The sequence below is a fragment of the Actinoplanes sp. NPDC051388 genome, assembly GCF_055586225.1.
This window is the reverse complement of sequence record NZ_JBVJIP010000017.1, coordinates 251,772-273,773: the sequence shown is the minus strand read 5'-3', so window position 1 is coordinate 273,773 and position 22,002 is coordinate 251,772. Positions and strand designations below refer to the sequence as shown.

Below are 22,002 nucleotides of genomic sequence, written 5' to 3'. Positions count from 1 at the left end.
CCCCCCCCCCCCCCCCCCCCCCCCCCCCCCCCCCCCCCCCCCCCCCCCCCCCCCCCCCCCCCCCCCCCCCCCCCCCCCCCCCCCCCCCCCCCCACACCCCCCCCCCCCCCCCCCCCCCCCCCCCCCCCCCCCCCCCCCCCCCCCCCCCCCCCCCCCCCCCCCCCCCCCCCCCCCCCCCCCCCGCCGGCGCCCCTCGACGAGAAGAGGAAGGAATCCGGATGTCCGTCGTCGACTCCCCGTCCGCACCGCCGCGCCAGACGCCGCCCAGCACGCCGGCGCCCGGAGCGCACGTGCGCAAACGGCGGCGCTCGAGCAACGCCGCGGGTGGCACGCCGTACTGGCTCTCGCTGCCCGCCCTGGCCCTGCTGATCGGTCTGCTCGGTTATCCGATGATCCGGATGATCGTGCTGTCCTTCCAGAACATGCGCCTGCGCGAGCTGTTCGCCGGGCTGACCCCGCCCTGGGTCGGCCTGGACAACTACACCAAGGTGCTCAGCGACGACGTCTTCTGGGACGTGGTCGTGCGCACCGTGCTCTTCACCGCCGTGTCGGTCGCGGCCACCGTGCTCCTCGGCCTCAGCGCCGCGCTGCTCATGCGCCGGGTCTTCCCGCTCGTCCGGATCATCATGATCGTCGCGATGATGTTCGTCTGGGCGATGCCCCAGCTGGTCGCCACCCAGATCTTCCGGTGGCTGGTGGACGCCGACTTCGGTGTCGTCAACTACCTGCTCACCAAGATCGGCTTCAACTTCGAGAACCACAGCTGGTTCGCCGATCCGAAGCAGGGCTGGCTGGTGATCACCTCGCTGGTGGTCTGGGCCGGCATCCCGTTCATCGCGATCACCCTGAACGCCGGGCTCACCCAGGTGCCCAAGGAGCTCGTCGAGGCGGCCACGGTCGACGGCGCCTCGCCCCTGCAGGTGCTGCGCAACATCACCCTGCCGATGCTGCGCCCGCTCATCGTGATCGTCACCACGCTGTCGGTGATCTGGAACTTCGGCCTGTTCACGCAGCCCTGGGTGATCCGGGACGGCAAGCCGAGCGCCGACTACCAGACCCTGGCGACGTACGCCTACAGCGTCGCCTTCAAGAACAACTCGTACAGCCTCGGCTCGGCGATCTCGGTGATCACGGTGCTGCTCCTGATGTTCGTGATGGTGTTCTACATCCGCCAGATGTTCAAGATCGGAGACGTGGACTGATGGCCGCCGTCGCCCCTGTCGTACCCGTCAAGAAGCGTCGCAAAGAGCGCGACACGGGCACCGTGACGGTCGGTCGCAGCGCGACCGGCACGGTGTTCGCCAATGTCATCGGTGTGCTCTTCGCCCTGGTGATGGCCTTCCCGGTCTACTGGGTGCTGAACACCGCGCTCAAGCCGTCGAACGAGATCCTGCAGTTCAACCCGACGCTGTTCCCGCACAACCCGACCCTGGACAACTTCAAGTCGGCGTTCAACGCGCCGTACTTCAAGGAGGACCTGCTCAACGGCGTCATCATCACGCTGTGTGCGGTGGCCGGCGCGATCGTGGTCGGCTTCCTGGCGGCGCTGGCGATCGCCCGGTTCCGGTTCTACGGCCGCAAGGCGATCATCCTGGTCATCCTGGGGGTGCAGATGGTGCCGCTGGTCGCGCTGCTGATCCCGCTCTTCCTGATGATGCAGAGCTTCCACCTGACCAAGAACCTGTACGGCGTGACCATCGTCTACATCGGGTTGATCCTGCCGTACACCGTCTGGACGCTCCGTGGTTTCATCTCCGGGATCCCGCGCGAACTCGACGAGGCCGCGCTGATCGACGGTTGCAGCCGGTCGCAGGTGTTCTGGCGGATCATCCTGCCCCTCACGGGTCCCGGTTTGGTAGCAACCTCCGTGTACGGCTTCATCCAGGCTTGGAACGAGTTCATCATCATCAACACGTTCAACGACCAGGCAGACCAGAATCTGATGGCCTGGCTGCTGCAGAACCAGACGCAACGAGGGACGTTCTGGGGACCGCTGATGGCCGGGTCGATCCTGACCGCGATCCCGGTGGTGATCTTCTTCCTCATCATCCAACGCAACATCGCGACCGGCTTGACGGCGGGCGCCGTCAAGGGCTGATCGGCCCCCCATCACCATTACGAGGAGTTTTCACTGATGACCGACATCTTCAAGCCCGAGGTCGACCGCCGCACCGTGCTCCGCCGCGCCGCCGCGGTCGGGCTCATGGCCACCCCCGCCGTGAGCATGCTGAGCGCCTGTGTGGGCGGTGGCTCGGACGAGCCCACCGACCAGGCCACCGGCGGCGCCAAGAGTGACACCAACCCGCTGGGCGTCGACCCCAAGGCGCCGCTGGAGATCATCATCTTCAACGGCGGCCTCGGCACGAAGTACGCCACCGACGTGGACATCCCCTCGTACAACAAGCTGTTCCCGGAGTCGAAGGTCGCCTTCTCGGAGACCACCGAGATCGGCAAGGTCGTGCAGCCCCGGATCAACGCGGGCACCCCGCCGGACATGGTCAACAACGCCGGCGCCGGGCTGATGGACATGGCCTCGATCGCCAAGGCCGGGCAGGCGCAGGACCTCACCGAGCTGTTCAACGCGCCGTCGCTGGACATCGCCGGCAAGACGGTCAAGGAAACCCTGGTGCCGGGGGCCTATGAGCAGGGCCTGTTCGACGGCAAGCCGATGGCGCTGAACTACGCGTTCACCGTCTACGGCCTCTGGTACAACGCGGCGCTGTTCAAGAAGAACAACTGGACGCTGCCGAAGACCTGGTCCGAGTTCACCACGCTGCTCGGCACCATCAAGGCCGCGGGCGTCACGCCGTTCGCGTACGCGGGCGCCAACGCCTCCTACTACCAGTACCTGGCGATCCTGACCAGCGCCGCCAAGATCGGTGGCAAGGAGATCCTGACCGCCATCGACGAGAACGCGGACGGCGCCTGGACCGCCGAGCCGGTCAAGCAGGCCGCCGCCGCGTGGGCCGAGATCGGCGCCAAGTTCTCCGAGAAGAAGTTCGCCGGCCTCCGCCACACCGAGGTCCAGCTGCAGCAGAACCAGGACAAGGTCGCGTTCTACCCGTGCGGCTCCTGGCTGGAGAACGAGCAGGCCAAGGACACCCCGGCCGGCTTCGAATACGCGGTCATCCCGCTCCCGTCGATCACCGGCGCGGACAAGCTCCCGCAGACCGCGATCTATGCGGGCGCCGGCGAGATGTACTACGTCTCCAGCAAGGGCAAGAACCCGCTCGGCGGCATGGAGTTCCTCCGCCACATGCTCTCCAAGGAGGCGGCGGCCGGCTTCACCAAGCTGACCAAGGTGCTGACCGTGGTGCAGGGCGCGGCCGACGGCCTCACCGTCTCGCCGGGTCTGACCAGCGGCAACGACCTGGTCAAGGCGGCCGGTTCGGACTACTTCGGCTACCGCTGGCCGGAGCTCTACAAGAAGCTCGACACCGAGTGCCAGGCCGCCACGAACCAGCTGATGTTCGAGGGTGGCACGGCGGACGCGTTCTGCGCCCGCATGCAGAAGGCCGCCTCGGCCATCTAGTTTTCGCCCTGGTCGGAACGGAGAAAGGACGTCATGCGGCACGGCAAGTATCCCTTCATCATCGGTTTTCTTGCCGTGCCGGTGACGTTGTACGTCATCTTCGTGGTGGCGGCGTACGTGCAGACCTTCCAGCTCGCGTTCACCGAGTGGTCCGGCATCGGCCCGGTCGGTGAGTACACGCTCAACAGCTTCCGCCAGCTGTGGAACGACGATCTGTTCTGGCGCTCCGTACGCCACAATCTGTTTTTGCTTCTCGCTTTTCCCCTGCTGACCATCATGATCGCGCTGGTCTTCGCCTTCCTGCTCAACGTGGGCGGCGGCACCAAGGGCGGGGTGACCCGCGGGGTGACCGGCTCCTGGCTCTACCGCGTGCTGTTCTTCTTCCCGCAGCTGCTCGCGCTGGCCATCGTCGCGGTGATCTTCGGCCGGGTGTTCTCGCCGGACGACAGCGGCATGATCAACGGCCTGCTGCCGGACGGCTGGGACCCGATCCTGTTCCTGGCCGACAGAAATCTGGCGATGCTCTGCATCCTGGCCGTGCTGACCTGGCAGGCGGTCGGCTTCTACGTGGTGCTGTTCTCGGCCGGCATGGGCTCGATCTCGCAGGAGATCTACGAGGCCGCCGAGCTGGACGGCGCCACCCGGCTCACGCTGTTCTTCCGGATCACCGTGCCGCTGCTGTGGAACACCATCCAGGTCGCCTGGGTCTATCTCGGCATCGCCGCGTTCGACGCGTTCGCCCTGGTCAACATCATGTCGGTGGAGCGCGGTGGTCCGGACGGCGCGACCTCGGTGCTGAGCCTGATGATCTATCGCAACGCGTTCGAGTTCGGCCAGGCGGGTTATGCCTCCGCGCTCGGCGTATCGCTGTTCATCCTGACCCTGGCGTTCGCCGCGCTGACCCTCCGGGTCACCCGCCGCGACGCCGTCGAGCTGTAGGGGAGTGCGGCGAGCATGACTCAGACCCAGGCGCCCGCCGGCGTTTCCGCGAAGCCGTCGGCCGGCCGCAAGCCCAGCACCAAGAAGGAAATCAACGCGTTCAGCGGCCTGGCGCACATCGCCCTGTTCGTGTGGGCGCTGGCCACCGCCGGCCCGCTGATCTGGGTGGTGCTGTCCTCGTTCAAGAACAACACCGAGATCTTCCTCGGCCGGCCGTTCGCGCTGCCGGGTTCGTTCTCCTTCGAGACGTACGTGGACGCGTGGAACACCGCCCACGTCGGCCAGTACTTCCTGAACAGCGTCTTCGTGGTCGCGATCAGCACCGCCGGGACGATGCTCTTCGGCGCCATGGCGGCCTATGTGCTGGCCCGCTACCGGTTCGTCGGCAACCGCGTCATCTATTACCTGTTCGTCAGCGGGCTGGCGTTCCCGACCTTCATGGCGCTGGTGCCGCTGTTCTACATCCTCAAGAGCTTCGGCCTGATCAACACGTTCACCGGCCTGATCCTGGTCTACATCGCGTACTCGCTGCCCTTCACGGTCTTCTTCCTGGCCGCGTTCTTCAAGACGCTGCCGATCGAGATCGAGGAGGCCGCGACCATGGACGGCGCCTCGCACACCCGCAAGTTCTTCCAGATCATGGTGCCGATGGCCCGCAGCGGCCTGGTCAGCATCACGATCTTCAACATCGTCGGGCAGTGGAACCAGTACCTGCTGCCGGTGGCGATCATGCAGGGCGCGGGCGCCGACTCGAAGTGGGTGCTCACCCAGGGCATCGCGAACATCAGCACGTCAGCGGGCTACCAGGCGCAGTGGTCGACGCTGTTCGCCGCGCTGACCCTGTCGATCCTGCCGATGATCGTCGTCTATGCGATCTTCCAGCGCCAGATCCAGGCCGGGCTCACCGCCGGAGCGGTGAAGTAGATTGTCGTACCCCCGCGCGAGAATGCCGGGGTGTTGATCGCAGTGGTTGCCGGATCGGCCGCGCACGGGGGCGGCCGACTCCAGCAGCTGCACCCTGACGGGCAGCCCGCCGGCGAGGCCGAGCAGGTGTCCGACCTCGCCGCGGCGATCCGCGCCCACGAGGAGTCCGGCCCGGTCCGCTGGGTCTGGGCGTCCACCGCCGAGCTCTATCCGTCGCTGATCCGGGCCGGCGTGCGGGTGCGCCGCTGCCACGACCTCGAGCTGACCGAGGCGCTGCTGCTCGGCCACGCCGGCCGCTGGGGTGAGCCGCGCTCGCTGGCCGCGCTCCTCGCCCGGCTCGACGGCCGCCCGGCGCCGCCCGATCCGCATCCCCGCCAGCCCGATCCGCCCGGCCTCAGCCAGGGCGCGCTCTTCGAGACCGGTCCGGCGCCGTCGGCCGCTTCCGCTTCGTTGCCAGACCTGGTTCGGGGGTACGCGGACCAGCACGCGAGAACCGCGACCGTCGAGCATCCCGGCCGTTTCCGCCTGCTCATCGCCGCCGAGTCCGCCGGGGCGCTGATCGGGGCCGAGATGGGCCACACCGGCCTGCCGTGGCGCGCCGACCTGCACGACCAGCTGCTGCGCGAGCTGCTCGGCGCGCCGCAGCCGGTCGGCCCGCCCCGGCGCCTGGCCGAGCTGACCGCCGAGGTCAACGCGGCCTTCGGCGTGCACGGCCTGCACCCCGACTCACCCGCCGAGGTGATCCGCGCCTTCGCCCGGGCCGGTGTCGACGTGCCCAACACGCGCGCCTGGTCCCTGCGCAAGGTCGACCACCCCGCGGTCCAGCCGCTGCTCGAATACAAAGAGCTCTACCGCATCTGGACCGCCCACGGCTGGTCGTGGTGCGAGGCCTGGATCACCGGCGGCCGGTTCCGCCCCGAGTTCGTCCCCGGCGGCGTGGTCTCCGGCCGTTGGGCCACCCGCGGCGGCGGCGCCCTCCAGGTGCCCAAGGTGGTGCGCCGCGCGGTGGTGGCCGATCCGGGCCACCGTTTCGTCGTCGCCGACGCCGGCCAGCTCGAGCCTCGGGTCCTGGCCGCGGTCTCCGGCGACGCCCGCCTCGCCGCGGCCGCCGGCGCCGGCGATCTCTATGCGGCGCTCGCCCACGACTCCTTCGACGGCGACCGCGCCAAGGCAAAGGTCGCCCTGCTCGGGGCGATGTACGGGCAGACCGGCGGCGCCGCGATCCCCGCCCTGGCGGTGCTGCGGCAGAGCTATCCCACGGCGTTCGAATATGTGGAGGCCGCGGCCCGCACCGGCGAGGCCGGGGGACTGGTCCGGTCATGGCTGGGCCGCACCTGCCCACCGGCCTCCACGGCCTGGCGAGACCTCGACCCGCCGGAGGAGGTGGGCACCGCCGAGCTGTCCCAGGGCGGCGCGCCGGGCCGGGCCCGTGGCCGTTTCACCCGCAACTTCGTCATCCAGGCGACCGCGGCCGAGTGGGCGCTGGTGCTGCTGGCCACGGTCCGCACGGCGCTCGAGGGCACCAAGGCCGAGCTGGTCTTCTTCGTCCACGACGAGATCGTGGTGCACTGCCCCGAGCAGGAGTCCGACCACGTCGTCGCGGCCGTCCAGTCCGCCACGGTCCAGGCGGGCCGCCTGCTCTTCGGCGAGACCCAGGTCCGCTTCCCGTTGGACGTTTCGGTGGTCGAGTGTTACGCCGACGCCAAATAGCCGCCTTCGGCGCGGCCGTCCTCCTGCTCGGCGTGGCCGACTCGATGGTGGGCTCCTACCTGGTGCTGTTCGCGTCCGACGAGGTGGGCCTGCATCCGGTGCAGGTCGGCGTCCTGGTCTCGGCGCCGGCGGTGGGCGGCGTGGTGGTCAGCTGGCTGCTCGGCCGGCGGTTCGACCGCAGCCCGACGCGGTCCTACACGATCGCCGTGACCGCGCTGGCCGCTGTGGGCATCGCGCTGCTGACGCTGACGACGTCGTTCTGGCTCCTGATCCTGGTGGCGGCCGTCCTGATGGGCGGCCAGGCGGCCGCTTTCCCCCAGCTGTTCGCGATGGCCCGGGTCGTCCTGGGCGACAGCGAGTCCGGCCGCCGATCCGCGCCACTGCTGCGCGCGGCCTGGTCACTGGCCTGGGCGATCGGGCCGCTGATCGGCGCCGCGCTGCTCACCGCGACGGGTTTCACCACGATCCTCTGGGCCGCGGCCGGCGTCATGGCCGTGACCTCGTTGCTGGTCGCGACGGTCGTCCCGGCGCCGCATCGGCAGACCCTCGAGCCACCGCCCGGCGCACCATCGGCGTTCCGCGGCGTGGCGATGCTGACCGCGGCCACGACCATGTTCTTCATCGCGCTTTATGCGGGATCGGTCGCGCTGCCACTGTTCGTCACCCGCGAACTCCAGGAGTCACCCGCCGCGGTCGGCATCCTCTCCAGCGCCTGCGCGATCGTCGAGATCGCGGCGACCCTGGTGCTGGCGGCCCTGCCCACCGGCGTCAGCCAGAGGGCGCTGATCCTGATCGGCATGGCCACGCTAGTGCTCTACTTCGTGTTGACGGTGCTGGCCGACGGCATGCCCCTGCTGCTGGTCGGCCAGGCCGCCCGGGGCATCGCGATCGCCGTGGTGGCGGGCGCGGGCATCCGCTTCTTCCAGGACCTGCTGGCCCCCGCCACCGGCCGGGCCACCACCTTGTTCGCCAACGCCAGCACCGCCGGCTCCCTGCTCTCCGGCGTCATAGCGGGCGTAGCGGTGAGCGCCTTCGGCGCCGCCACCACGTTGCTGCTCTGTGCGGCAACCGCCGCCGTCGCGACGGCGCTCTTCGCCGCCCACGGGCAAAGCAGATCCGGCGGCCGATCAAGCTCCCTGCGCCCCAGGCGCACCAAAGACCGGCAAGCATGACCAAGACAACCACCATCGGAAGCGACAGCGCCCCCCGCACGAGCTTCGTCCTGCTCTCCAGCCGTCGTCGTCATCGCCAGCCGCCCCGCCGATCACCTCTCCATCGGCCAGTCCCGGATGGCGTCCCACCCCGATCGTTGGCGTCGTCGTCGGCGTCTTGGGCTGGTCGCCGTCGATCGCCTCGTTGCCGCCTGCGTTGTTTGTCTCGGTCGGCTGGCCGGGTGGCCTGGGCTTCTCGGCCAGCGTGGTCGGTGACGGCCGTATTGGTTGCCTGAATCGGCTGGCTGGCGGTTTGCCCTTCTCCAGCAAGGCAGGGAAAGCTCACTTCCATCTCCTGGCAGGCACCGCCATCTCCTGGCAGGCACCGCCATCTCCTGGCAGGCGCCTCCTGGCACCACCGATATCTCCTAGCCAGCACCCCCATCTCCTGCAGGCGGCTCCCGGCAGGCCACGTGCATCTCCTGACAGGCACCGCCATCCCTTTCAGGCGCCGCTCGGACGCCGCCTCGCCGTCTGGTGTCCTCAGGCGTATTGCAGGTCGGCCAGTGTGATCGCGTCACCCGTCATGGTGAAGCGATAGTGAGCCCGCCACCCTTCCGACCCCGAGGGCGCCCAGTGCACAAGCAGGTCCTGCCCGCCGTCCATCGGAGTAACCGACAGGACCTCCAGCCGCCCGCCGATCACTTCGTTGTCCGCCCAGGTCCGGATCGCGTCCCGTCCTCTGATCGGCCTCGTCACATCCATCACCTGGCCGTCCGGCGCAAACGACGCCACCAGAGCCTCGAGGTCACCCGCATTGACGGCGTCGACATAGGCCTGTGCCGGCCCAGCCACTTCCGCTCCGGAGGGCGCGGCCGAAGGTTCGTCAGGCGCGGCGGACGCCACCTCGGACGCACCCGTCCCGGCCGGCCCGGCACCCTCCGGCTCGGCCGACGAACAGGCCGTCAGCAACACGGCAACGGCAGTCACCAGACCGGACAGGACAGTGGACGTGGCAGCAGAGGATCGCATTCGACTCATGCCACCACGGTCGCCCAGCAATCCGGGATCCGTCCAAGACCTGCCCCGATAACCAAAAGCTATGACGAGGACAACCCGCATCCCGTCGGACCCCGGACCGCCGGCGCGCGGTCACGGTGATTCCTCGGTTCAGAGATTCCCGCGGCGTGATCCGCATTTAGTGATCAGCGCCAAGTGCCCCAGTCCTCCAGTCGGTGGTGCCTCATGTGCTTACAGCAAGAGCGCAGCCGCTTCTCCGGGCAGAGAGGCCGTGGCCCCCGGGGCTGCTTCCTCGATGTGTTCAGAGCAAGCGCACGGTCGGTCTACCGGTCAAAGCGGTCCCGGACCATGGCCGCTTCCTCTGAGGGCGCAGAGCAAGGGGCCTGGAGCGAGGGGGACCGCTTCCCCTGAGGAAGCAGAGCAAAGGGCGTGAAGTGAGGGCACTCGGTCGCCTCCCCTGAGGAAGCAGTGCGGTGAACAGAAGTCAAAGACCAGCCCGGGGGAGGTGTTGCGTATATGTGTGCAGAGCAAAGGGGGCTGGAGCGAGGGCGGGGGCCGCTTCCTCCGAGGAAGCAGAGCAAAGAGGGCTGGAGCGAGGACGGGGACCGCTTCCTCTGAGGAAGCAGAGCAAAGGGCTAGAGCGAGGGCGGGGACCGCTTCCCCTGAGGAAGCAGAGCAAAGGGCGTGAAGAGCGGGCACTCGGTCGCCTCCCCTGAGGAAGCAATGCGGTGAGTAGAAGTCAAAGACCAGCCCGGGGGAGGTGTTGCGTATATGTGTGCAGAGCAAAGCCCCGGCAAAGCACCCAGCGGCCCTACGGCGCAGCCTTCTGCTTCTTGACCGAAGCCAACGCAGAAGCCTGCCGGACCGCCTCCCGGAAGCGCTCCAACAAAGGCCGCGAATCGCCTCGCCGCCACAACAGCGCCAACTCCGACGGCGGCACCCCCGTGATCGGCCGGCACACCACTCCCTCGCGCGAGACCAGCGGCTTGTTGCCCGCCGCGACCAGGCACACCCCCAACCCCGCCGTCAGGGCCTCCACCGTCTCCTCCGTGTTGGCGATCTCCGCGCCGATCACCGGTGGGCGGCCGCCGCGCGAGTTCAGCGCCAGCCAGTGTGATCGCAGCACGCCGCTCGATGCCGGCAGCGCCAGGAACGGCTCGTCGAGGACGTCCGTGATGTCCAGCGAGGATCGTTCGGCCAGGCGGTGATCGCACGGCATTGCCAGCAGGACCGGCTCGGTGGTGATGACCGTCCAGGAGAAGCGTGCCGGGTCGGGCACCGGCAGCCAGACGAAGGCCGCGTCCACCTCGGAGGTTCCGACGCCGGCGGCCGGGTCGGCCCAGTCCACCTGGCGGAGCCGCAGGGTGGCTGACGGCGCCGCCGCCGCGAATCGGGCCCGCACCGCCGGCAGCAGGCCGCGGCCCAGGCCGGTGCTCATGCCGACGACCAGCGTCGCCGCCTGTGCCGCCATCGCGTCCGCCACCTCGCGGATGCCGTCCTCCCATGCCGACAGCAGGGATCGCGCCACCGGCAGCAAGGCCTCCCCGGCCGGCGTCAGCGTCACGTGTTGCCGGTCCCGCGAGAACAGGTCGGCTCGCAGCTGCGTCTCCAGCGCCCGGATCTGCTTGGACAGTGCGGGCTGGCTGACGAACAACGCCTCCGCCGCGCGGGTGAAGTGCAACTGCTCGGCCACCGCCACGAAGTACCGCAGGTCCCGCAGATGCACATCCATAACCATTGGCTATCACGACGGGTCTTGGACGCCAAGCCCGACCGGCGCCGAAGGTGGACCCATGAGCGATGCGACGAGAGTGTGGCTGATCACCGGGGCGAGCAGCGGCTTCGGCCGGGCGATCGCGGAGGCGGCGGTAGGAGCGGGGGACGTGGTGGTGGCGACCGCCCGCCGCACGGAAGCCCTGGACGATCTGGCCGGCGCGCACCCGGACCAGGTCGAGGCGGTGCGGCTGGACGTGACCGAGCCGGGTGCGGCCGAGCGGGTGGTCGCCGATGTGCGAGGCCGCTACGGCCGGGTCGACGTGCTGGTCAACAACGCCGGGCGCGGCCAGGTGGGTGCGGTCGAGGAGACCACCGACACCGAACTGCGGGACATCTTCGAGCTGCACGTCTTCGGGCCGGCGGCGCTGACCCGCGCGGTGCTGCCGGGCATGCGCGACCGCAAGTCCGGCGCCATCGTGCAGATGTCGTCCTTCGGCGGGCAGGTGGCGTACCCGGGATTCTCCGCCTATTGCGCGACGAAGTTCGCGCTCGAGGGCTTCTCCGAGGCGCTCGCCGCGGAGGTCCGCCCGCTCGGGATCAAGGTCGTGGTGGTCGAGCCGGGTGCGTTCCGCACCGGCTTCTCCGGCGCGGGCCTGGTGCAGAGCGCGGAGATCCCGGCGTACGCGGAAACGGCCGGCCCCACCCGCAGCATGATCAAGGGCGTCGACGGGTCGCAGCCGGGAGACCCGGCCAAGGCCGCCGCGGCCATCATCGCCGCGCTCGACGCCGACGTGACCCCGCTGCGCCTGCCCCTGGGCGACGACGCGGTGGACGGCATCCTGGCCCACCTCGAGTCGGTGACCGCCGAGCTGCGCACCTGGGAGCAGACGTCCCGCGCGACCGCCTTCACCGAAGAGCGTTGATGCCCATCGCCGGGAACAGCCCGGGCGCGAACATCGCCACCACCGCGAGCAGCGCCACGATCGTGAAGAGCCCGCGCAGCACGAAGATCTCGCCGGGCCCGCCGGCCCGGACCGCGATCGTGTCCGGCACGCCGATCATCCGCCACATCCGGGCGCCGAGCGGGATCGGCCACAGCAGCGGCACCCCGCTGCGGGTGATCATGTCGCCGAAGAGATGGACCACGCAGCCGACGCCGACCGCGGAGCCGAGCAGGGGGAATCCGCGGTCGGCCGGCAGGTTCGCCGCCGCCAGCACCGCCACCGCGCCCGCGGTCAGCGTCACGATCAGCCAACCGGCCCGCTCGGCCCACCGGTCGAACAGCCCGCGCAACGCCAGCCCGGCCATGAAGAACAACACCCCGAGAACGGCCCATTTCCCGTACGCGGCGCAGAGCGACGTCGTCCCCCAGCCCACCAGCCCGGCGAAGACCAGCGTGTGGGTGAAGGTCCGGTGCCCGTTGGTCCGGCGCGGGTCCCGTGGCATCCGGGTGACCGAGTAGATGCCCAGCGACACCTTCTCGATCACCTCGGCCACGAACAGCGACAGCACACCGAACGTCCGGGCCACGGTCGCGCCGCCCTGATTGCGCGTCACCTTGCCGGAGAGGTCCAGGTCGGGCAGCAATGCCGCGCCCGCGCACACCGTCGCCCCGATGGTCACGGCGAGCGGGCTCTGCTCGTACCCCAGGAAGTGATCCAAGGCCCAGCTGCCGCCGAGCCAGACCGACGCGCCCGACAGTGCGTGTGACGGACCCATCATGGGCGCCAGAGTGACAGAGCGATGCGAGCCGATCAACGACCCGGCTGTCTACAGAGGACTACGGTGCGTTCCAGGGTGCGACCTGCTGACGCCGCGGGTGATGGTGGTGCGGGTGCCGGCCGTGGTTCTTGGCGAAGCCCATGAACAGGAAGAAGAGCGGGAAGATCGGCCAGAAGAAGTGCGCTCCGGAGAGGAGCCACAGGCCGGTCAGCGCGAGGGTCACGACGACCAGGAAGCCGCCGGCGGATCGGCGGTCCCGGCGTGTCGCGGCCATCGCCTGCGGGGTGGTGGCCAGCGCGTGCCGGCCGTTGTCGGGGAGGTCGGAGGTGAGCGGCAGCAATTCGTCGCGGTAGGTCGCGGCATAGCAGGCGCCGAGCCGCTCCTCGCCCTCCTGCAGCGAGAGGCGGCCTTCGGTCATCGCGGCGCGCAGGACGGTCGCGACCTGCTCGCGTTCGCTGTCGGACGTGCGGAGCCGGTTGGGGCCGGATCGGGTGGCGTCGTCGGTGGTCACGGGTGCCCTCCTCGAGGAACGAGCGGTCTGACACCAAGAGTCGGCGAATCCGGGTCCCGCCGCGTCGGCCCGCGGACGCAACCTGAACGCCCCGTTGGTAGGACACGCCACGCCCGAACTACTCCCGGCGGCTCATCCAAGATCAATCAACTACTCCCACCGGGGTACGAGGCACCGCCGCGTCATGTTGATGCCCACCGGTCCGGGTGTGCCGTAGTTTCGACACGTGGACGACCCGGCCTGGCAGAACCCGCGCTGGCGCCCGGACCGGCGGCAGCACAACGGGCCCCCGGCCGGCGCCGTCATCGGTGCCGGGCTGTTTCACGTGATCGGCGCCTACCGGCTGGCCGCCGAGGGTGGCGTCTTCCGTCCGATGGACGTCTTCACCTATGGCTTGCTGGTGCTCGGGCCGCTGGCGCTCGGCTGGCGGCGCAAGGCCCCGCTGCTCGTGCTGGTGATCACGCTGGCCGCGTCACTCGGCTTCGCCTCGTTCGCCGCGCCCCGCTGGCTGTATGCGGTGGCCCCGATCGTGGCGCTGTTCAACGCGATGAAGATGGGACGGGGCCGCGACGGGTTCCTGGCCGCGGCGGCGGGCTATCTCGCGTACCTGACGATCTCGGTCTTCCTGCACGACGAGCTCGGCCTGGCCGCCGGAGCGCGACCCCAGCTGCGCGAACTGCTCTTCCTGGCCGGCATCCTGCTGGTCACGATGTTCCTCGGCCGCGCCGCCAAGGCGCAGGCCGAGCACGTGGCCGAGATGGTCAAGGCCCGCGCCGAGCGGGTGCAGGCCAAGGAGGAGCAGGAGCGCCGGCAGGCCTCCGAGGAGCGGTTGCGGATGGCCCGTGAGCTGCACGATGTGCTCGGCCACCACCTGTCGCTGATCAACGTGCAGGCCGGCGTCGGGTTGCACCTGATGGACAACCAGCCGGAGCAGGCGCGCGAGGCGCTGACCGCGATCAAGACGGCCAGTTCGGAGGCGCTGCGCGAGGTGCGGGCGGTGCTCGGCGTGCTGCGGCCTGAGGAGGAGCAGGCGCCGCGGCAGCCCGCGCTCGGCCTGGACCGCCTCGACGAGCTGACCGGGAGTGCCGGGCCTGCGGTGACCACCACGATGTCCGGTGTGCAGCGGCCGCTGCCGGCTGAGGTGGACCGTGCGGCCTACCGGATCGTGCAGGAGGCCCTGACCAACGTCCGCAAGCACGCCATCCCCGAGGCGAAGGCCGAGGTCATGGTCGATTACGCGCCGGACTCGCTGCGGCTGTCGGTGCGCAACGACGGCCCGGTCGTGCCCGCGCCGGCCGAAGCAGCGCCGGCCCAGGGCAGTGGCATCGCCGGCATGCGGGCACGCGCCGCGGCGCTCGGTGGCAGCCTGCAGGCCGGGCCGCTGCCGGGCGGCGGGTTCCTGGTCACCGCATCACTACCCACGGAGGACGCCACGTGATCTCGGTTCTGCTCGCCGACGACCAGGCCCTGGTCCGGGCCGGTTTCCGGGCGCTGCTCAACGCGGAACCGGACATCGAGGTGGTGGCCGAGGCGGCGGACGGCGTCGAGGCGGTCCGGCTGACCCGGGAGACGCGGCCCGACGTAGTGCTGATGGACATCAGGATGCCTGGCGTCGACGGGCTGGAGGCGACTCGCCGGATCGCCGCCGATCCCGAGCTGTCCGACACCCGGGTCGTCATCCTGACCACGTTCGAGCTGGACGAGTACGTGTTCGAGGCGCTGCGCACCGGCGCCTCCGGCTTCCTGGTCAAGGACACCGAACCGGTCGAGTTGCTGCGCGGGGTGCGCGCGGTGGCCGCCGGGGACGCGCTGCTCTCGCCGAGCGTGACCCGCCGGGTGATCGGCGAGTTCGCCACCCCCGGGGGCCGCGGCCGGCCCGGCGCCCCGCCGACCGAGCTCGCTCAGCTGACCGAGCGGGAGCGCGAGGTGATGGTGCTCGTCGGGGAGGGACTGTCCAACGACGAGATCGCCGCCCGTCTGGTGATCAGTCCGGCCACCGCGAAGACCCACGTGAGCCGCGCGATGATCAAGCTCGGCGCACGCGATCGGGCACAACTAGTGGTTTATGCCTACGAAGCCGGTCTTATCCGCCCTGGATGGCTCAATTGACCTGCGGCAATTACGGCTTTCATCAGGCGCTGAACCAGCAGAAATGCATTGCGTGTCGGAGTCTAGATCTCGGGGTCCAGTGCAGCGATCACAATCAGTCACTGGTGGGTAGCTCGTGAGTAATCATTCGTTGCACGTTTCGCCTGGTTGCGGGGCTTTTGTGGCGGCGGTTCGCCGCAGTCGGTAAGCGAAATCCGCGGCCTTCCGACGCCCCGCTCAATGATCGACGCCATTTCGCGCGCGGAGAACCGGTTGCACAGGGTGGCGGCCGCCGTCACTCGGTGCGAGCAATTTCCGATCACGCTCCGCAACTTTGAGACATGCGACCACAAAGGACGCCGATCAGCCGTGCCGCCTCGATCATCTCGGCGGCCGGCGGGGCGTCGCCGGCGGGCGTTCCGAGCCGCGGGCGGAGGCGACTCAATGTCGGCGAATTGCCTGGTCAGAGCCCTGTGGCGAGCACTGCTCTGCCGCCTCGGCAGGGTGTCCGAGGCGGCAGCCGCCCAGCGATTCGTCCTTGATCAAGACCGGACAAAGGCGGTAGTCGATCATGTTCGTCAACGATTGGCACAAATAGTTTGACCAGCACGCATTGTCGTATTCACGTCACGCTTCGTACAGTGTTGGTCAAGAATCATCGACCTAAGTGAGTACGACGAGCGGGGTCGTTTGCCGACGACCCTCGGGGGTGCAACGAGCATGCTTGTCAAAATCATCGACCAGATCATCGATGACGAGTCCATCAACGCCGCATGGGGCCTCTACCAAGAGAGCTTCGAGGAACTCCGGTCGCTGGCTGTGCAGCGGCACCTCATGTACCGCGACGAGTTCGAAGCGGTAATGAAAGACCAGCGTGTGTCGAAGTACTTGGCTCTCCGGGATGACGGCACGATGTGCGGTATCGCCACGTACACGAACGATCTGGAGGCCGTGCCACTGATCGCGCCCGAGTGGTTCGAGCGTCACTGGCCGGACCACTACGCCACCAAACGCATCTGGTACATCGGCTTTGTCGCCGTCCACCCGGAGGCCCAGGGCCGTCGGGCGTTCGCTGACCTGGTGGAGCAGATGTACCTGGTGGCGTCGAACCAGAACGGACTGGTCGGCCTCGACATCTGCACTCACAACGATCAGAAGCGGCACATGTCGAGGGTGTTCCGGATGATGATCAGCCGGTGGGCACCGGAGATGAAGTTCGACCGGATCGACCAGCAGTCGTACTGGCTATACCAGTTCCCGTCCGCTGCGTGAACGATGCAGTTGTGTGGTCATGAGGCCATAGGCGACCTCCACTTCGGCCACACCGGTGGCGACCCGTCGGGGAGCTGAATCGTGCTCCGGCACTCACAGCCGTGCCGGAGAGTCTGATCGGGAAGCAGCCGGTCGACGGCACGGTTCCGCTCCGCCGGCTGTTCGTTCCGCTTGTCTCGCCGGGGCCACCCCGCGAACACGTCGATCATGATGCTGTTCCTTCTAGTAGTGGTAGCCACGGGCACCAACCGGGTCTGCGTGCAGGGACTTGGGCGGCGCCGTCTCGGTCAGGATGCTGACCCGGCCGTCCGCGCCCCGGCCGATCGCGGCGTAGACCTCCGGCCGGGCGGCGCGCATGACCGTCGCCCAGATGAAGCCGAGGCCGGCCACCGCCAGATAGAGCACCGGGATCAGCCACTGGAACGGCGAGTCCCCGCTGACCTGCAGCAGCTCGCCGAATCCGATGATCGTCGCGGCGAGCACGACGGACAGCAGAAGGAACGCGGTGAGCGGTGCGATGATCGCCCGCCACACGTTCTCCCCGCGCCGGCTGCGCACGAAGAACGCGATCACCGCGGCCGACGCGGCCCACATCAGGATCAGCACGCCAAGGCCGCCGATCGTGGTCAGCCAGGCGAAGACGAACACCAGCGGCTCGGCACCGGCCGCCGCATATGCCGACAGCACCCCCAGCGCGAGCAGGCTCTGCGTGACCGAGCCCATCGTCGGCGCGCCGGTGCGCGGGTGGGTGCGCCCCCACGCCGCGGGCAGCACACCCTCGCGGCCCAGCGCGAACTGATAGCGCGCGACGGCGGCATGGAAGGCGAGCAGCGCGGCGAACACGCTGGTCAGGAACAGCACGTAACCGATGTCCACCAGCGGGCCGGGAAGATGTGGCGATACCAGGGTGAACACCAGGTCCGTCTTGTGCTCGGCGGCGACCGCGGCGATCTGGTCCGGACCGGTGCTCACCGACATGGCCCACGCGGAGATCGCGCAGAGCACGCCGGCCAGCAGCACGGCCCAGTGGGTGGCCCGGGCGATCGTGCGCTTCGGGTCCTTCGCCTCCTCGCTCAGCACCACGGTGGCCTCGAAGCCGACGAAGCCGGCGATCGCGAGCACCAGCAGCGAGCCGACCACCGGGGTGATCAGCGGCGCGGGGGAGAAGGTCTCGAGGGTCACTTGGCCGCCCGCCGGGTTGGCCACCATCACCGCGTCATAGATCAGCACGATGCTGATCTCGAGGACCAGCAGGACCGCCAGCACGCGGCCGCTGAGGTCGACCCACAGCATGCCGAGGACCGCCACGAGGCCCCAGGCGACCAGCGCGCACGCGTACCAGCTGGCATTGAGCCCCATCGCGGCGAGGATGCCGGACGCGGCCGAGCCGAACAGTCCGAAGAGGCCGATCTGCATGAGCGAATAGGCCGGCAGCGCCACGAAGGCGGCGCCGACGCCGATCACCCGACCGAGACCGTGACTGATGTAGGAGTAGAACGCCCCCGAGTTCACGATGTGCCGGCTCATCGCGACGAAGCCCACGGTGAACAGCGACAGGATGGCGGCCACGACGAGATAGACGATCGGCACCGCGGTGCTGCCGATGATCGCGTAGATGGCCGAGATCGAGCCGATGATCACGGTGAGCGGCGCCGCGCCGGCCACACCGAAGAAAACCACGGACGGGACGCCGAGCCGGTTCTTTGCGAGAGCCCTCGCGATGATGTCCGGCTCCGGGTCCTTACGCGCCATCAACAGCCTCCCGGCCCATTGGTCGATGTTGTCCGGCCGCCGGTGGTGGCGGCCCACAGCGGTCACCGGCGGCCGGCGGTCAGCACCGAGCCCACCGAGGCCTCGGTGAACTCGACCAGCTCGCGAAGGTCGCCGGGCAGCGAGTTGACGGCGCTCGGGAGCATCAGGAAGGCCTGGCGGTGCACCGCGTAGTCATAGAGCACGTGGCGGGTCAGCCCGGTGGCCGCGATCAGCCCCGCCAGGATCCGGTCGCTCACGCTCATGTCCATGCCGCGCATCAGCAGGTTGGCCAGCCGGGCCGGGGCCCACGCGGCGGCGTTGCGCTGCTCGGCGTTGTTCGGCATGTAGAGCGTCTGGGTGCTCAGCATCTTGCGCCTGGTCACCGGCTCGACCGCGCCGAGGCGCATCAGCCGCTCGCCGACCCGGATCGCCGCGTCCTGCGAGAGGAAGGCGAGCCAGGTGCGCACCTCCCGGTGCTGCGGCTGCGCGATCAACAGGTCGAGGATGTCGTGCGCCAGGGCGTCGCCGGGCGGCTGCCGGCTCACGATGTGCAGATCGCCCTCGATGATGCGCACGCGGCCCTCGAGCATCAGCTCCCCGAGCAAGGCGGCCGCCAATCCCAGGCCGGTGGCCCGAGGATGCAACCTGGACCGGCCGGTCCGATCCTCGTGCGCGATCAGGAAGTACTGGTCAGCCAACACGCCGCCACGCCCCTTATAGACACTCGACCTATCACGTCATCGGGCGCGACTGCCCGTGAAGACGCCTTAACTCGCTGTCTGGCGCATCATGTACCCAACCCCAAGGTCAATACAAGAAGTACTAGACTTCGAGTACGAAGCTCGATGTCCAATGTGCTTCGGAGCTCGATTCGATCAATTGCGGTCCTCGGCGGACGTCCTCGTTGGATCATGGTCGGTGGCCGGAAGTAGGATCGGGTCCCTGCATGTAGTCCGAGGGGGTCCTGGTGACCGTGGATGAGAGTCCGACACTGCGCAGGCGCCGGCTGGGCGCCGAGTTGAAGAAGTGTCGCGAGCGCGCCCACATGACTCAGGAGGCGGTGTCCCGCCACTTCGAGTGGAACACGGCCAAGGTCACCCGCATCGAGACCGCCCGGGTCGCGGTGAGCGCGCGCGACGTGCGCGACATGCTGACGCTCTACGGCGTGCGCGACGAGGAATACCGCGAGGCGCTGGTCGACCTGGCCCGGTTGTCCAAGGAGCGGTCCTGGTGGACCGACTACAAGGACGTCATGCGGCCCGGCAACTTCGTCGGGCTGGAGGCGGGCGCGTCCGCGATGCGGGTGTTCGAGCCGACCGTGATGCCCGGGCTGCTGCAGACGAAGGAATACATGCGCGCCCTGCTGGTCACCGGCCTGCCCGATGACCAGCGCGAACACATCGATCGGCGGATCTCGCTGCGGCTCACCCGGCAGAACCGGCTGACCGGATCCAACCCGCTCGAGCTGTCCGCGCTGATCGACGAGTCGGTGCTGCGCCGCACGATCGGCGGCGAAGAGGTCATGGCGGACCAGTTGCGGCATCTCATTGAAACCGCTCAATCACCGAATGTGACGATCCAGATTGTGCCGCTCAACGCCGGCGAACATCTGTTCCTAAGCGGGCCCGCTGCGCTTTTGGAATTTCGGGAGACCACCCATTTGGATGTTGTATATCTTGAGGGACTTGCGGGAGACTTGTACGAGGAACAACCCAGCGAGGTTGCCCGTTACCGGGAAGAGTTCGATCGATTGAGCGCCAGGGCGCTCGATCATCGCATGTCCCTTAAGATGATCGAGAGTCTCCTGCAGTTGTGAGAGCTCTTCGAGACAACAACATATCGAAGGGGGGTGCTTAGGGTTGCCTACGCACCATCTCAACGGTGCTGTCTGGCGTAAGGCCAGCCGCAGCAACGGAAGCGGCGGCAGCAACTGTGTCGAGGTCGCTATCCTCGACACAGGTGTTGCCGTCCGCGACAGCAAGAACCGGTCGGGACCGGCTCTCATGTTCACCCAGGCGGAGTGGATCGCCTTTGTGGGCTCAACAAAGGATGGCGAGTTCGACATCCAACCCGAAGCCTAGCGATAGGCACGCACCGATGGGAAGTGGTCACTCTTGGTCAACTTCTCGGGTGCGGAACCATTGTGCGGATGCTGCAACGCCTCTTGACGGGGCGTTGCAGCATCCTGCATTTTCTATGGCTGCCCATTTCGTGTACGCTGAGCATCGGCCCCGTCACGCGACGTGAAGGGTTTGCGATGCTCAACCCCGTCATCGGAATCGAGGCGCCGTTAAGCGAGGATCCACTCGCCGTCGGGCCGGTCCTGGAAATGAACGCCGCGCGGCTTGTCGCCGCGGTCGCGGAATTCACTTCCGCGTTCCCTGGCGTCCGCCCGTTCTACGCCACGAAATGCAATCCGGATCCGGGTGTGCTAGAGGCGCTGCGGCGGGCCGGATGCGGGTTCGAGATCGCGTCGGTGGCGGAGATGACGTTGCTCGGCGGGCTCGGCGTACCCCCCGAGAACTTGATCTTCAGTAACCCGGTCCGCGCGCGCTCGCAGACGGCCGCGGCCTTCGCGGCCGGCGTCCGCCGATTCGCGGCGGACTCGCCGGAGGAGCTCGAGCGCACCGCCGCGGTCGCGCCCGGCAGCGAGATCTATGTGCGCCTGGCCACCGCGCCGCAGGAGAGCCTGGTGCCGAGCGAGGGCAAGTTCGGCGTCGACGCGGGCGCCGCGATCAGCCTCTGCCGGATGACGCGTGAGCTGGGGCTGATTCCGCGCGGGCTGACCTTCCACATGGGATCGCAGACGCTGTCGCCGGAGGCGCTCGCCGCGCCGATGGACGACGTGCGCCGGGTCATCACGCAGGTGGCCGCGGACGGCATCCGGATCGCGGTGGTGGACATCGGCGGCGGCTTTCCCGCGCGCTACTCGAGCGGTGTGCCGTCGCTGGCGGAGTTCGGCCGGGTGCTGGCGCTGAAGCGGGCCGAGCTGCCCTATGAGGTTGAGGTCGTGGCCGAGCCGGGGCGCTGCCTGGTGGCCGCGGCGGGCACTTTCCGCTGCCGGGTGATCGGCGTGGCGATGCGGCACGGAGTGCGGTGGGCACACACGGATCTGGGCGTTTTCAACGGCATGATGGAGGCGCTCGAATCGGGCGGCGAATTGCGCTATCCACTGCGCGACAGCCGCGATTCCGCGGAGCGCCGGCCGTTCAACGTGACCGGCCCGACGTGCGACAGCCAGGACACGTTCGCGACCGGCGTGCCACTCTCCGCCGACCTGCGCGAGGGCGACGAGATCTTCGTGGGCTCGGCCGGGGCGTACACGTCGACGTACACGACGGGTTTTCACGGCTTCCCACCGCCGCGCATCGTCCTGACCTGACTCACCCGTCCGAGTGACCGGGCTCCAGTCCGTCTTTCACATACGGCCTATCCTCCTAGGACGCTCTAGGGCGTGTGTGATGGCTGGCGGGCCGAGCCGCAGTTCGGGCGACAAAGGGCAGGTCAAGGGCTGGATGTCGTGGCTCGGGGGTGGTGCGGACCGTCGCTCACGCCGAGGGCCGGGCGGACGCATCTGGCCGCTGACGCGTCCAGACCGATGCGCCCACCCGGCGACGCCCGTGCCCACCAGCGCTCACCCCAACCGGTGATTAATGCCGTCCCGG

General features: G+C 68.8%; 20 protein-coding genes. 14 read left to right on the top strand and 6 right to left on the bottom strand.

Annotated elements, in window-relative coordinates; all coding sequences use genetic code 11:
- The first annotated feature begins 218 nt into the window (after positions 1-218).
- From ACZ6TI_RS36215 to ACZ6TI_RS36185, 7 genes are read left to right on the top strand one after another with little or no spacing between them, the layout of a single operon-like run.
- Positions 219-1,202 (top strand): carbohydrate ABC transporter permease, encoded by a 984-nt coding sequence (locus tag ACZ6TI_RS36215; RefSeq protein ID WP_465349732.1) that lies wholly within the window; start codon positions 219-221, stop codon positions 1,200-1,202.
- Positions 1,202-2,098, top strand: a complete 897-nt coding sequence (locus tag ACZ6TI_RS36210; protein ID WP_465349731.1) for a carbohydrate ABC transporter permease — start codon at positions 1,202-1,204, stop codon at positions 2,096-2,098. The genes ACZ6TI_RS36215 and ACZ6TI_RS36210 overlap by 1 nt, the downstream gene beginning before the upstream one ends.
- Before the next feature lie 36 nt (positions 2,099-2,134).
- Positions 2,135-3,532 carry an N-acetylglucosamine/diacetylchitobiose ABC transporter substrate-binding protein gene (ngcE, locus tag ACZ6TI_RS36205; protein WP_465349730.1) on the top strand — a complete coding sequence of 466 codons (1,398 nt, stop codon included), beginning with the start codon at positions 2,135-2,137 and terminating at the stop codon, positions 3,530-3,532.
- A 33-nt stretch (positions 3,533-3,565) separates the two neighbouring features.
- Complete coding sequence (locus ACZ6TI_RS36200) at positions 3,566-4,471, top strand: carbohydrate ABC transporter permease (protein ID WP_465349729.1); 906 nt, start codon at positions 3,566-3,568, stop codon at positions 4,469-4,471.
- 15 nt (positions 4,472-4,486) lie between these two features.
- Positions 4,487-5,395 (top strand): carbohydrate ABC transporter permease, encoded by a 909-nt coding sequence (locus tag ACZ6TI_RS36195; RefSeq protein WP_465349728.1) that lies wholly within the window; start codon positions 4,487-4,489, stop codon positions 5,393-5,395.
- Positions 5,396-5,425: 30 nt separating this feature from the next.
- Complete coding sequence (locus ACZ6TI_RS36190; protein WP_465349727.1) at positions 5,426-7,105, top strand: bifunctional 3'-5' exonuclease/DNA polymerase; 1,680 nt, start codon at positions 5,426-5,428, stop codon at positions 7,103-7,105.
- Positions 7,084-8,277, top strand: a complete 1,194-nt coding sequence (locus ACZ6TI_RS36185) for an MFS transporter (protein WP_465349726.1) — start codon at positions 7,084-7,086, stop codon at positions 8,275-8,277. Before ACZ6TI_RS36190 ends, ACZ6TI_RS36185 begins: the two co-directional genes overlap by 22 nt.
- A 522-nt stretch (positions 8,278-8,799) precedes the next feature.
- On the opposite strand, the gene ACZ6TI_RS36180 is transcribed toward ACZ6TI_RS36185, so the two are convergent.
- Together ACZ6TI_RS36180 and ACZ6TI_RS36175 are read right to left on the bottom strand one after the other, a co-directional pair.
- On the bottom strand, positions 8,800-9,297 hold the full coding sequence (locus ACZ6TI_RS36180) for a nuclear transport factor 2 family protein (protein ID WP_465349725.1): 498 nt from the start codon (positions 9,295-9,297) through the stop codon (positions 8,800-8,802).
- 790 nt (positions 9,298-10,087) lie between these two features.
- Positions 10,088-11,008 (bottom strand): LysR family transcriptional regulator, encoded by a 921-nt coding sequence (locus ACZ6TI_RS36175; RefSeq protein WP_465349724.1) that lies wholly within the window; start codon positions 11,006-11,008, stop codon positions 10,088-10,090.
- Between the two features lie 61 nt (positions 11,009-11,069).
- Between ACZ6TI_RS36175 and ACZ6TI_RS36170 the strand changes: the two genes are divergently transcribed.
- Positions 11,070-11,915 carry an oxidoreductase gene (locus ACZ6TI_RS36170; RefSeq protein WP_465349723.1) on the top strand — a complete coding sequence of 282 codons (846 nt, stop codon included), beginning with the start codon at positions 11,070-11,072 and terminating at the stop codon, positions 11,913-11,915.
- Here ACZ6TI_RS36170 and ACZ6TI_RS36165 read toward each other — a convergent pair.
- The gene (locus tag ACZ6TI_RS36165; protein ID WP_465349722.1) at positions 11,899-12,714 is read right to left on the bottom strand and encodes a metal-dependent hydrolase; all 816 of its coding nucleotides are present in this window, start codon (positions 12,712-12,714) and stop codon (positions 11,899-11,901) included. The genes ACZ6TI_RS36170 and ACZ6TI_RS36165 overlap by 17 nt on opposite strands.
- A gap of 58 nt (positions 12,715-12,772) precedes the next feature.
- A complete protein-coding gene (locus tag ACZ6TI_RS36160) occupies positions 12,773-13,225 on the bottom strand; it encodes a DUF1707 SHOCT-like domain-containing protein (RefSeq protein ID WP_465349721.1) in 453 nt (150 codons plus the stop codon).
- 226 nt (positions 13,226-13,451) lie between these two features.
- On the opposite strand from ACZ6TI_RS36160, the gene ACZ6TI_RS36155 reads away from it, so the two are divergent.
- From ACZ6TI_RS36155 to ACZ6TI_RS36145, 3 genes are all read left to right on the top strand, one after another.
- On the top strand, positions 13,452-14,663 hold the full coding sequence (locus ACZ6TI_RS36155; protein ID WP_465349720.1) for a sensor histidine kinase: 1,212 nt from the start codon (positions 13,452-13,454) through the stop codon (positions 14,661-14,663).
- Positions 14,660-15,334 carry a response regulator transcription factor gene (locus tag ACZ6TI_RS36150; RefSeq protein WP_465349719.1) on the top strand — a complete coding sequence of 225 codons (675 nt, stop codon included), beginning with the start codon at positions 14,660-14,662 and terminating at the stop codon, positions 15,332-15,334. The genes ACZ6TI_RS36155 and ACZ6TI_RS36150 overlap by 4 nt, the downstream gene beginning before the upstream one ends.
- Before the next feature lie 699 nt (positions 15,335-16,033).
- Entirely contained in the window at positions 16,034-16,585 is a 552-nt protein-coding gene (locus tag ACZ6TI_RS36145) for a GNAT family N-acetyltransferase (RefSeq protein ID WP_465349718.1), read from the top strand.
- Positions 16,586-16,807: 222 nt separating this feature from the next.
- Here the strand turns inward: ACZ6TI_RS36145 and ACZ6TI_RS36140 are convergent, their stop codons facing one another.
- On the bottom strand, positions 16,808-18,337 hold the full coding sequence (locus tag ACZ6TI_RS36140; protein WP_465349717.1) for an APC family permease: 1,530 nt from the start codon (positions 18,335-18,337) through the stop codon (positions 16,808-16,810).
- Between the two features lie 62 nt (positions 18,338-18,399).
- Positions 18,400-19,038 carry a GOLPH3/VPS74 family protein gene (locus ACZ6TI_RS36135; RefSeq protein ID WP_465349716.1) on the bottom strand — a complete coding sequence of 213 codons (639 nt, stop codon included), beginning with the start codon at positions 19,036-19,038 and terminating at the stop codon, positions 18,400-18,402.
- A gap of 266 nt (positions 19,039-19,304) precedes the next feature.
- Between ACZ6TI_RS36135 and ACZ6TI_RS36130 the strand changes: the two genes are divergently transcribed.
- The 3 genes from ACZ6TI_RS36130 to ACZ6TI_RS36120 all read left to right on the top strand — a co-directional run bounded on the left by ACZ6TI_RS36130 (position 19,305) and on the right by ACZ6TI_RS36120 (position 21,719).
- Positions 19,305-20,153, top strand: a complete 849-nt coding sequence (locus ACZ6TI_RS36130; protein ID WP_465349715.1) for a helix-turn-helix domain-containing protein — start codon at positions 19,305-19,307, stop codon at positions 20,151-20,153.
- Between the two features lie 43 nt (positions 20,154-20,196).
- Complete coding sequence (locus tag ACZ6TI_RS36125; protein ID WP_465349714.1) at positions 20,197-20,418, top strand: DUF397 domain-containing protein; 222 nt, start codon at positions 20,197-20,199, stop codon at positions 20,416-20,418.
- 176 nt (positions 20,419-20,594) lie between these two features.
- On the top strand, positions 20,595-21,719 hold the full coding sequence (locus ACZ6TI_RS36120; protein ID WP_465349713.1) for a type III PLP-dependent enzyme: 1,125 nt from the start codon (positions 20,595-20,597) through the stop codon (positions 21,717-21,719).
- Positions 21,720-22,002: the final 283 nt, after the last annotated feature.

Bases quoted from the DNA above. Each gene is read 5' to 3' on its own strand.
- ngcE (WP_465349730.1), top strand. From the start codon at position 2,135: ATGACCGACATCTTCAAGCCCGAGGTCGACCGCCGCACCGTGCTCCGC.
- ACZ6TI_RS36200 (WP_465349729.1), top strand. From the start codon at position 3,566: ATGCGGCACGGCAAGTATCCCTTCATCATCGGTTTTCTTGCCGTGCCG.
- ACZ6TI_RS36170 (WP_465349723.1), top strand. From the start codon at position 11,070: ATGAGCGATGCGACGAGAGTGTGGCTGATCACCGGGGCGAGCAGCGGC.
- ACZ6TI_RS36120 (WP_465349713.1), top strand. From the start codon at position 20,595: ATGCTCAACCCCGTCATCGGAATCGAGGCGCCGTTAAGCGAGGATCCA.
- ACZ6TI_RS36215 (WP_465349732.1), top strand. From the start codon at position 219: ATGTCCGTCGTCGACTCCCCGTCCGCACCGCCGCGCCAGACGCCGCCC.
- ACZ6TI_RS36195 (WP_465349728.1), top strand. From the start codon at position 4,487: ATGACTCAGACCCAGGCGCCCGCCGGCGTTTCCGCGAAGCCGTCGGCC.
- ACZ6TI_RS36180 (WP_465349725.1), bottom strand. From the start codon at position 9,297: ATGAGTCGAATGCGATCCTCTGCTGCCACGTCCACTGTCCTGTCCGGT.
- ACZ6TI_RS36175 (WP_465349724.1), bottom strand. From the start codon at position 11,008: ATGGATGTGCATCTGCGGGACCTGCGGTACTTCGTGGCGGTGGCCGAG.
- ACZ6TI_RS36210 (WP_465349731.1), top strand. From the start codon at position 1,202: ATGGCCGCCGTCGCCCCTGTCGTACCCGTCAAGAAGCGTCGCAAAGAG.
- ACZ6TI_RS36140 (WP_465349717.1), bottom strand. From the start codon at position 18,337: ATGGCGCGTAAGGACCCGGAGCCGGACATCATCGCGAGGGCTCTCGCA.
- ACZ6TI_RS36145 (WP_465349718.1), top strand. From the start codon at position 16,034: ATGCTTGTCAAAATCATCGACCAGATCATCGATGACGAGTCCATCAAC.
- ACZ6TI_RS36165 (WP_465349722.1), bottom strand. From the start codon at position 12,714: ATGATGGGTCCGTCACACGCACTGTCGGGCGCGTCGGTCTGGCTCGGC.